Origin of the sequence: Glycomyces niveus (assembly GCF_017592475.1) — a bacterium.
Taxonomy (GTDB): Bacteria; Actinomycetota; Actinomycetes; order Mycobacteriales; family Micromonosporaceae; genus Glycomyces; species Glycomyces niveus.
Genome location: NZ_JAGFNP010000003.1, coordinates 555065 through 565011, shown reverse-complemented (window position 1 = coordinate 565011; position 9947 = coordinate 555065). Strand labels below are relative to the sequence as shown.

Here is a 9947-nt window from a genome sequence, read left to right as displayed (position 1 = left end):
TGGTTTGTTTGGTGGTGAGAGCGGAAGTGACACACCCGGTCCCATTCCGAACCCGGTCGTTACGGCTTCCAGCGCCGATGGTACTGCACTCGAGAGGGTGTGGGAGAGCAGGACACCGCCAAACATTAAACGTATAGAAAGGGCTCGTCGCTAACGCGGCGGGCCCTTTCTCTATTCTGGTATTCAGGGCTTCGCCATTGGCGGAGCCCTTTTTGCGTGCCCTCGATTCGGGTCGGCACGATAGGATTTGGCTGTGGTTGACCGGCCGGTTCGAAGTATCGGGATATTCGGGGGGACGTTCGATCCTCCGCATCTGGGGCACCTTGTGGCCGCCAGTGAGGCGGCGTTCCGGTGCGCGCTCGACGAAGTGGTCTTCGTGCCTGCCGGCGATCCTTGGCAGAAGCATCACTTGAAGGTGACCGATGCCGGTGCGCGGCTTGCGATGACGCGTTCGGCCGTGGAGTCGGATCCGCTGTTTCGGGTGAGCACCTGTGACATCGATCGGGCTGGCGCCACGTATGCGGTGGACACTGTCGCCGATGTGGGGGCAGAGTACGACGAGGAAGTGGACCTGTACTTCATCATCGGTGCGGACTCGCTGGAGAACCTGCACACCTGGCATCGGGTCGAAGAGCTTTGCAGGGCAGTGAGGTTCATCGCGTTGAACCGTCACGGGCACTCGCGCCGGGAGGTCGACACCTCGTTCGGGGCGAGGGTGGAGTTCATCGACATGCCGGCGGTGGACCTGTCTTCGACGGAGTGCCGCCAGCGCGTGCGCGACGAGCAGCCGATCCGATACCTCGTGCCAGAGGCGGTCGAGGCGTACGTTCGCGAGCACGGGCTTTACCGCGGTTGAGCGTTGGGACGCTTCGCACAGCGACTGGCGTGAAACAGGGAAGTCGTCGTCGTACCCCGCGTGTAAGACTAGAGCTGCGCCGGTGACCTCCGGCGGGAATCCCATGTCAGGAGCGTTCGTGACCGCAAGTGAAACCGCCAAGACCCTGGCTTTTTCCGCTGCCCAGGCGGCGGCTGACAAAAAGGCCTTCGCCATCAACCTTCGGGACGTCACCTCGAAGATCGCCCTCACGGACGTCTTCGTGATCGTTTCGGCCTCGAACGAGCGGCAGGTCCACGCGGTCGTCGACGCGGTCGAGGAGAAGCTCATCAAGGAGCACGACACGCGTCCCCTGCGCCGTGAGGGCAAGGGCGGCGAGCAGTGGGTGCTCTTGGACTACAACGAGATCGTGGTGCACGTCTTCCACAAGGAGGCCCGGGACTACTACGGCCTCGACGGTCTGTGGAAGGACTGCCCCGAGATCGAGTTCGTCGACGAGACCGAGGCTGAGCGGGTCCGTCGTGCCGAGGCCGCCGAGGGCGATGGCGAGGACGTCGAGTGAACCGGCTGCTGATCGTTCGGCACGGACAGACCGCGTGGAACATCGAGGGCCGCATCCAGGGCTCGACTGACATCGACCTCGACGCGACCGGGGTGGCGCAGGCGGCTGAGGCCGCTCCTGAGCTGGCCGCGTACGAGCCGACTCGGATCATCTCGTCGGACCTGCGCCGGGCGGTGGACACGGCGCGGCCGGTCGCCGAGCTGACGGGGATCGAGATCGAGCTGGACAAGCGTCTGCGCGAGCGTGCTTACGGCCCTTGGGAGGGCCTGACGCAGCGCGAGATCGCGGAGCAGTTCCCGGAGGAGCACCGGCGTTGGCGCGCGCAGGAGCCCTTGCAGCACCCCGAGATCGAGACCTGGGGCGACCTGCATCGCCGGACGGGCGAGGCCGTGCGTGACATGGTCGAGTCGGGCGTCGAGGGGACCGCGATCGTGGTCTGCCACGGCGGTTCGGCGCGGCAGATCGTGGGCGGGGTGCTCGGGTTCGACGAGGCGTCGGCGAGCAGCCTTTCGGGGATGGACAACGCGCACTGGGCTGAGCTGCGGCGGATGCGTTCGGGCAAGTGGCGTCTGTTCGGGTACAACCTCGGTGTGCCGGCTCCGCACACGATCGGGCAGAGCCCGCTCGCGAAGGGGCAGCAGGCGGCCCGGTAGGGCGGCGGTGACCTCGTGGAACGCTGGACTGGGTTCGCCCGGGCGTCGTAGGCTTCGATCAAGGTGCAACCGCGCCGGGCTCGGAGGCGTCAAACCGGCATGAATACGCAGACTTCGCGCGTTCGACGGATGGCGGGCCTGATCGGTCCGCTCGTCGGCGTGCTCATGACGGCCGTGCTCGCCGCTTGCGGTGCGGGCGACGGCGGTTCCGACGGCGAGACGTCGACGCCGGTGACGTCGGCCGAGCCGACCAGCGCGCCCGAATCGACCGAGGAGAGCCCCGTGCCCGATGAGACCACCCCCTACCTGGATCCGTCGCTCGGCGACTCGTCCAAGCCCGGTTCGTCGATGACGATCAGCGGGACGGTCGAGGCAGGGGTCGAGGCCGGCTGCCTGGTGCTCGAGCACGAGGGCACGGTGTACGGGATCTTCGGGAACTACGACTCGTCGGTGGTGTACGCCGGGGCCTCGGTGACACTGACGGGCAGCGTCGATGAAGGGATGATGACGACGTGCCAGCAGGGTACGCCGTTCGTGGTGGAGGATGCCCAGCCCTCGGATTAGGTAATGTGGCCGCGTGACCGTCGTCGTCGTTACCGATTCCACTTCGGCTTTGCCCGAGCCGCTGCGCGCTGCGCGCGGCGGCTTGACGGTGCTCGGGATTCCGGTGCTGGTCGATGGCGTCGAGTACCGCGAGGGCGAGGACATCGGCGGTGAGGTGATCGTCCGGGCGATCCGGGAGGGCCACGAGGTGACCACTTCGGGCCTGCCGCCGGAGGAGCTGCGGGCCACGTACACGCGGCTGCTTGACGAGGGCGCGAGCGGGATCGTCTCGGTGCACTTGTCGGGGCGGCTCTCGGGGACGGTGGCTGCGGCGGAGGCCGCGGCTGCGGGGTTCGGTGGGCGTGTCGCCGTGGTGGATTCGCTCGGCGCGGGCATGGGGGTCGGGTATCCGGCCCTGGCGGCCGCCGAGGCCGCGGAGAATGGTTCGGGGCTGTTGGCGGCCGCGGCGGCGGCGCAGTCGGCGATCGGACGGACCTCGACGTACTTCTATTTGGACACGCTGGAGTACCTGCGGCGCGGCGGGCGGATCAGCGCGGCGCGCGCGATCGTGGGGACGGCGCTGTCGGTGAAGCCGATTCTCGGGGTCGAGGACGGACGGATCGACGTGGTCGAGAAGGTACGCACGCCGACACGCGGGCTGCAGCGCCTGGCGGCGCTCGCGGTGGCCGACGCGGGTGAGGCGGAAGTCGAGATGACCGTGCACCACTTGGGCGCGGAGCGCCGAGCCGAGGCCTTGGCAGGCTGGCTCGGCGAGCAGTTCGAAGGCCGGTTGCGGCGTATTGATGTGACCGAGGTCGGTGCGGCGGTGGGAGCCCATTGCGGGCCTGGTCTGGTCGGTGTCATTACCCGACGGCTTCCTTGAGTGCTTGATTAGCGGAGCAGCCGACTGTTGATCGGCAGGTTCTTGAATCGGACTGGGCGGGAGTGCCGCGTTGCGTCGCTTCGCGTTGGGCGCGACGCGCGCGGCGGGTGTAGGGCATGCCCTTTCCCACCCGCATCCGCCTTCCGACCAACCGAAAAGGACCACTGTCGCATGGGGGTGCGACATTTGCCGATTCGGTGTGGGGTCGCATTATGGCGTCTCTCGTGGACTGCGTCCACACTTGTTGGGGTTATCCACAGGGTTGATTCGGGTTATCCACAGGGCGAAAAGATCGCAGTCACGGCCGTGTCCTTTGCTCGTTGAGCCCGGCATGGAACGCGAAATGCCACCTGATGACGCCGCTCTGGCCGCGAGGCTTCGTATGCGGCTCAATGACTCCTCTGAACCGCGGGTCTGCAAGGAGACCGTCGACGCGGATTCTGGCGAGGCGGCTCCGGAACCGGTCCTCAAGTCGCCGCCGCGTCGGCGCTTCGACGAACGGCTTGAGCGGCTGCAGCACCGCTTCGGCCTCTCGCACCTGAACCGCTGGGTCCTGGTGATCGTTGCTCTGCTGGTCGCGGCCGTGGGGCTGGCGGTGACGATCTTGTCCTGGCCCGACAGCGAACCCGCCGCCACCGTGCCCACGGCACCCGTCGAAGCGACTGCGGCCGAGCCGGAGACGATCATCGTGTCCGTCGCCGGGGCGGTCAATGAACCCGGGATCGTGGAGCTCGAGGCCGGCGCTCGCGTCGCCGACGCCATCGAAGCGGCGGGCGGTCTGACAGAGGGCGCCGATCCCGGATTCCTCAATCTTGCGCGGGTCGTCGCCGACGGCGATCTCGTCGCGGTCCCTGACGCCTCGGCATCGGGGGCTGCCGTCCCGGCTCCGGGAGGTGACTCGGCCGGCGCGGGCACTGGCGGGCTCGTGAACATCAACGTTGCGGGTGCGGCGGAACTGGACGCGCTCAACGGCATCGGCCCGGTCCTCGCCGAGCGGATCATCGAGTACCGCGAGGCGAACGGCAGTTTCCAGTCCCTCGACGAGCTTTCCGAAGTCTCAGGCATCGGCGCTTCTCTGCTCGAGCAGCTTCGCGACCAGGTGACGCTATGAACGCGGATGAGGGGTCTGTTCGCCAGTCGGGAGAACCGGCTTGGGCAGGCTGTGCGGGCGTCGGGCCGTCCGCGGGCGGGCTTGGGCGGTGGGTTCCTTGAGTTGCGAGTTCGCGCTGCGGCCTCCGCCTTCTGAGGTGGTGCGGCGGGATTGGCGGCTGCCGCTCGTCGCGTCGGGTGTGTGGGCTTCGGCGTTGGCGGGCCTGTACGGGAACGTCTCCAGCGGTCTGCTCTTGGCGGCCGGGTGCGCTGTCGTTGTCGTGCTGGGGCGCAACTGGAAGCGTGGGCTTTCGGCGGCCGTTGCAACCGTTGCCTTCGGGGGTCTGCTCGGGGCGGGCGTTACGGCGGTGCATGTCGCCGCCAGAGATCACGGCGGTCTCGCGGCTCTGACCGAGGCGGAAGCCCATGGGGAAGCGGAGCTGGTGCTGCATACCGCTCCGAAGCCGTCGACTCGCCGCCCGGAGTTGGTCACTGCGACTGCGCGGCTGCGGTCGTTCCAGACCGAGGACGTCGCGCTCGACGGCCATTGGCAGGTGCTGCTCGTGGCCAGCGGCGAGGAGTGGGGCGAAGCTCAGGCGGGGCAGCGGCTTACCGTCCCCGCTGTGCTTCATGAAGCCGACGGTGGGCGGCTGACCGCTGCGATCGTCAGTGCTCGTGGACCGCCTGAACCCATTGGGGCGCTGGCGTTTCCGCATCAGGTCGCGGCGCATGTGCGAGAGCGGTTGGGGACCGCCGTCGAGGTGGTGCCGCAGCCGGAAGCGGGTCTGATCCCTGCGCTCGCGGTCGGCGATACGACGATGATGGATCCGGAGCTGGCCGCGGATTTCCGGACCACTGGACTGGTGCATCTGGTGGTGGTCTCGGGATACCACCTGAGTTTGGTGGTCGGGGCGGTCCTCGCGGTCGCGCTGGCGTGCCGGGCGGGGCCTCGCCGGAGGGTGGCGGCGGGTGCCGTGGCGATAGCCGCGATCGTGGTGGTGGCCGGGCCGCAGCCGAGTGTGCTGCGGGCGGCGGTGATGGCGGGGATGACGCTGCTGGCGTTGGCCGCCGGGCGGCCACGGGCCGCGATGCCGGGGCTGGCGACCGCGGTCCTAGTGGTGGTCCTGGCGGACCCGGACATGGCGGCGCAGGCGGGGTTCGCGTTGTCGGTGGCGGCGTGTGTCGGCTTGCTGTTCTTGGCGTTCCGGTGGGCGCGGCCGCTCGAGCACCGCGGCTGGCCGCAGCCGGTGGCGCTGGCGGTCACGATTCCGCTGGCGACGCAGGTGGCGGTGACGCCGCTGCTGATCGGTCTCGGAAGCGGCGTGAGTCTGGTGTCGGTGCCGGTGAACGTGTTGGCGGCCTTGGTGGCCGCGCCGGTCGTGGTGCTGTCGGTCGGGGCGGCCGCGGTGGCAGCCGTGTGGGTCCCGGGTGGGGAAGTCGCCGCGCGGTTGGCGGCGGTTCCTGCGCGGTGGCTGATCTGGTTGGCGCGCAACGGGGCCGAGATCCCGGGCGCGCTGATGCCGGTACCTGGCGGCGTGTGGTGGGGTCTCGGGTCGGCGGCGGTGCTGGCAGTGCTCGTCGTGCTGCTGCAGATGCGCCGGTTCCGGGCGCCGTTCGTCGCCGTGCTGCTGGCGGCCTCGCTGGGGTCGGTGCCGGCGTGCTTGATGACCGGCGGGGCGCCGTCAGGGTGGGTGCTCACCATGTGCGATGTGGGGCAGGGCGATGCGCTTGTACTGCCCGCTGGGGACGCGGTGGTGGTCGTCGATGTGGGGCCTGAGCCGGTGGCGGTCGACGCGTGCCTGGACGAGTTGGAGGTGGAGCGGATCGCGCTGCTCGTGTTGTCGCACTTCCACATCGACCACACGGCCGGGATCGCCGGGGCGATGGAGGGCCGCGAGGTGGATGCGATCCTGGCGCCGCCGCCCGGTGAGGCTCGGTACGGGTATGAGCTGGTGGAGGAGCGGGCTGGGGCGGTGCCGGTGCTCGAGGCCGTGCCGGGGGAGGTGTTCGCGTTCGGGTCGACGCGGTTGGAGGTGCTGGGGCCGCCTGTGGAGCTGCTGAGCGGCACGCGGTCGGACCCGAACAACAACTCGGTGGCGGTGCGCGCGGAGGTCGCGGGGACGAGCGTGCTGTTGACCGGCGATGTCGAGCTGGAGGGTCAGCGCGCGCTGCTAGGGAGTGGGGCGGTGCTCGGCGTGGACGTGTTGAAGGTCCCGCATCACGGGTCGTCGTTCCAGGTGCGCGAGTTCCTGGAGGCGGCCGACCCGGCGGTGGCGCTGGTCGGGGTGGGGCGCGGCAACGAGTACGGGCACCCGGATCCGGGGCCGCTCGGTGTGCTGGAGGACGGAGGGGCGCTGGTGTTCCGGACTGACGAGGCGGGGCGGATCACGGTGGTGCGCAAGGGAGATGGATTGGAGGTGATGACGGGTAGGTAAGTCCCGGCGGTGCGCGGTAGCGGGGCAGAGCGGGAGCGGATGCGGCCATCATGAGCCCGCCTGAGGGGTGCGCGGCGTCGGTCGAATACGAGTGGCGGCCTTGCGGGCGATGCGTGGTATTGCGGGGACGGAGTGTCACCTTTCGGGTGAAAGGGCGGAGGACGGTGCGGCGCGATCCGACATGATCGGGCAGCGCAAGGGGGTCGTGCGGGAGACGATGGCCCGGTCGAAACCCGAGGGTCCGCGGGCGGCATGGGAGGATGGTCCGGTGGCTGCACTCGAACCCATCCGCCTGATACAGGGCGACGACGAATTCCTCGCCGAGCGGGCCGCCGCCGACTTCGTGAAGGCGGTGCGCGCCGAGCTCCCGGAAGGGGAGACCCCGCCCGCCGTCAACCGCATCAGCGGCGGCGATCTCACCGCGGGCGCCTTCGCCGAGCTGACGAGCCCGACCCTGTTCGGCGGCGCGGTCGTCGGCATCATCGAGTCCGGGCAGGACGTCGACAAGGACCTCGCGGCCGCCGTGCTCGCCTTCGCGAAGCAGCCCGCCCCCGGCATCTACCTCGCGGTGTGCCACAACGGCGGCAACAAGGGCAAGGCCCTCGCCGAGGGCTTGAAGAAACTCGACGTCGAGGTCGTGCGCGTCTCGAAGATCAAGCGCCAGCCCGACCGGGTGGCGTTCGTGCGCGGTGAACTGCGCGATGCGGGGGCCTCGCCGCGGTCGGCTTCGGCGGAGATCGCCGACACCATCATCCAGGCAGTCGGCTCCGACCTGCGCGAACTCGCCTCGGCGTGCGCGCAGCTCGTCGCGGACACCGACGGGAAGATCACACAGGAGAGCGTGGCGCAGTACTACTCCGGGCGCGCGGAGGTCACGGGGTTCGCCGTCGCCGACGCGACGATCGCCGGGGACACGGCGGAGGCGCTGGGGTCGCTGCGGTGGGCGATGCAGGTCGGCGTGGACGCGGTGCCGATCGCGGACGCGCTGGCGATGGCCGTGCGCAACCTGTCGCGCGTCGCCGCCGAGCGCGGCGGGGCGGCGCAGCTCGCCGGGCAGCTCGGCATGGCGCCGTGGCAGATCGAGAAGGCGCGCAAGCAGGCCCGCAACTGGACCGCTGACGCGCTCGCCGAGGCGATGCGGGTGTGCGCGCGGTTGAACGGCGAGGTGAAGGGCGGCGCGGACGACCGGGGCTGGGCGCTCGAGCACGCGATCCTCGAGATCACCCGATTGAGCGCCGCGGGGAAGGGCAGTCGTGTCTGAGTACCGTCACGGACGAGTGTCGAGGCCGCGCCGGCCCTGGTATGCGCGGGCGCTGCGGTTGCGGCACCTGTATCTGTCGAACGCGTGGTGCGTCGTGCTCTTCGAGGGCTCGATCGCGCTGGCGGTGCTGATGGCGCTGACCGAGCTGGTGACGTGGTGGGTGGTGCCGGTGCTGCCGCTCGCGGTGGCGGGCATGGTGAAGCTCAACGACGTGATCGCGGGGACGATGGAGCGCTACGGCTGAGGGTTGCGGCTGGCCCCCGGGGTCGGGTGTGTCGGTTCGCGACCGCCCCCGTTTTCAATGGTGCCCTGAGGGTGCGACAGGTCGCTGCCGCGGATTTCGGGATGGGCGCTGCGCGGCGTCGACGGAATTCGGCGGGCACGCCGAGCGTGTTCGGGGCCGGGTGGGTTGGGCCCCCGGTTCTCAATGGTGCCGTGTGGGTGTGACAGTGCCTGGGATGCGATCGGTGCTCGGGAACGCCGAAGGCCCAGGGGCGTGAACCCCTGGGCCTTCTGAAGCTTTGCTGCTGCTCGTTCGCTCGCTTAGGCGGCGGCGGAGAGCTTGTTGAAGGACGCGGCCAGCTTGGACTTGCGCTGGGCGGCCTGGTTCTTGTGGATGACACCCTTGGTGGCAGCCTTGTCCAGCTCGCGGCTGGCGGCGCGCAGGTGGGTCTCGGCAGCGGCGACGTCGCCAGTGGCCGACGCTTCACGGAACTTCCGGACGGCGGTCTTCAGCGACGACTTCACTGCCTTGTTGCGCATCCGGCGCTTCTCGTTCGTCAGAATGCGCTTTTCTTTGGACTTGATGTTCGCCACGCGTGAAGCCTCAGTTTCGTGATTGCTTGGTTCCTTAATTGATCGCGTCGGAGGCAGAGGGCACTCCGAGCGCCTGTCAACGTTACCAGGAGCCGAGCATCGCACACGCCCTGGGAGCATGACCGCGAACCAGGTTACACGAGGTCGGGGGCGCGGCGCGAATCCCGGTGCCCGGCTGTTACCCGCGATACCCGAACCCGGCCCCGGGCGGCGCCGACTCGTGTTCTTGCGGTGGCCGGGTGGGTGCGCCGCGATGGTTCAGACGGTGGCGCCGCGGGCCCTGAGGGCGGGGAGGATCACCTGGTCGAGCATCTCCTCGATCGCGCCGGCGTCGACGTGGCCGAAGAGGATGAACTCGTTGCGCATCAAGTCGATCGGCAGCCGCGCCAGCCGTTCGGTGAGGTGCTCCTCGGCGAGCTCGCCGCGGGCGATCGCCCGCGCGTAGACCGTGCCGCTGAGTGCTTTCGAGAGGTTGTTGACGATGCCCTCGATGAGCACCTTGCGGGCCTCGGGGTCGACGCTGACTTGGGCGAGCATGCTGAGCATCGCCGTCTGGCCCACGATGCGCATCCGCTCGTGGGCGAGTGTGAGCAACGCAATGGTGTCGCCGCGCAAGGTGCCGGTGTCGGGCACCGACTCGGCTTTGGGAACGCGGCTCGCCGCGCACGCGATCATCAGCTCGACCGGGCTCGACCAGCGCCGATACAGCACCGGCTTGCTCGTGCCGGCCCGTTTCGCGACGCCCTCCATCGTGAGCTTGGAGAAGCCGACTTCGCGGAACTCGTCCCAGACGGCGTCGAGAATCGCCTGCTCGAGTGCTTCACCTCGACGTCTGGACGTCGCTTTGCGTTCCAACCGGGCCCCCTAGAT

General features: G+C 69.2%; 11 protein-coding genes and 1 rRNA gene. 10 read left to right on the top strand and 2 right to left on the bottom strand.

Annotated features, from left to right (window positions below; all coding sequences use genetic code 11):
* Positions 1–7 precede the first annotated feature (7 nt).
* The 10 genes from rrf to J5V16_RS08400 all read left to right on the top strand — a co-directional run bounded on the left by rrf (position 8) and on the right by J5V16_RS08400 (position 8505).
* A 5S ribosomal RNA gene (rrf, locus tag J5V16_RS08445) occupies positions 8–124 on the top strand.
* A 129-nt stretch (positions 125–253) separates the two neighbouring features.
* The gene (nadD, locus tag J5V16_RS08440; protein ID WP_307792899.1) at positions 254–856 is read left to right on the top strand and encodes a nicotinate-nucleotide adenylyltransferase; all 603 of its coding nucleotides are present in this window, start codon (positions 254–256) and stop codon (positions 854–856) included.
* A gap of 118 nt (positions 857–974) precedes the next feature.
* Positions 975–1397 carry a ribosome silencing factor gene (gene rsfS, locus J5V16_RS08435; RefSeq protein WP_208495624.1) on the top strand — a complete coding sequence of 141 codons (423 nt, stop codon included), beginning with the start codon at positions 975–977 and terminating at the stop codon, positions 1395–1397.
* Complete coding sequence (locus tag J5V16_RS08430) at positions 1394–2050, top strand: histidine phosphatase family protein (RefSeq protein ID WP_208495623.1); 657 nt, start codon at positions 1394–1396, stop codon at positions 2048–2050. Before rsfS ends, J5V16_RS08430 begins: the two co-directional genes overlap by 4 nt.
* A gap of 129 nt (positions 2051–2179) precedes the next feature.
* Positions 2180–2614: a hypothetical protein gene (locus J5V16_RS08425; RefSeq protein ID WP_208495622.1), complete on the top strand. Its 435-nt coding sequence runs from the start codon at positions 2180–2182 to the stop codon at positions 2612–2614.
* Positions 2615–2627: 13 nt separating this feature from the next.
* Entirely contained in the window at positions 2628–3476 is an 849-nt protein-coding gene (locus tag J5V16_RS08420) for a DegV family protein (protein ID WP_208495621.1), read from the top strand.
* A gap of 331 nt (positions 3477–3807) precedes the next feature.
* On the top strand, positions 3808–4587 hold the full coding sequence (locus J5V16_RS08415; RefSeq protein ID WP_208495620.1) for a helix-hairpin-helix domain-containing protein: 780 nt from the start codon (positions 3808–3810) through the stop codon (positions 4585–4587).
* Positions 4588–4780: 193 nt separating this feature from the next.
* On the top strand, positions 4781–7000 hold the full coding sequence (locus J5V16_RS08410) for a ComEC/Rec2 family competence protein (RefSeq protein ID WP_208495619.1): 2220 nt from the start codon (positions 4781–4783) through the stop codon (positions 6998–7000).
* A 217-nt stretch (positions 7001–7217) separates the two neighbouring features.
* The gene (gene holA, locus J5V16_RS08405; protein ID WP_408612394.1) at positions 7218–8261 is read left to right on the top strand and encodes a DNA polymerase III subunit delta; all 1044 of its coding nucleotides are present in this window, start codon (positions 7218–7220) and stop codon (positions 8259–8261) included.
* Positions 8254–8505: a hypothetical protein gene (locus tag J5V16_RS08400; protein ID WP_208495617.1), complete on the top strand. Its 252-nt coding sequence runs from the start codon at positions 8254–8256 to the stop codon at positions 8503–8505. Before holA ends, J5V16_RS08400 begins: the two co-directional genes overlap by 8 nt.
* A 299-nt stretch (positions 8506–8804) precedes the next feature.
* On the opposite strand, the gene rpsT is transcribed toward J5V16_RS08400, so the two are convergent.
* Both rpsT and J5V16_RS08390 read right to left on the bottom strand, forming a co-directional pair.
* Positions 8805–9077 carry a 30S ribosomal protein S20 gene (gene rpsT, locus J5V16_RS24970; protein WP_208495616.1) on the bottom strand — a complete coding sequence of 91 codons (273 nt, stop codon included), beginning with the start codon at positions 9075–9077 and terminating at the stop codon, positions 8805–8807.
* Positions 9078–9335: 258 nt separating this feature from the next.
* Complete coding sequence (locus J5V16_RS08390) at positions 9336–9932, bottom strand: TetR/AcrR family transcriptional regulator (RefSeq protein WP_208495615.1); 597 nt, start codon at positions 9930–9932, stop codon at positions 9336–9338.
* Between the last annotated feature and the right edge of the window lie 15 nt (positions 9933–9947).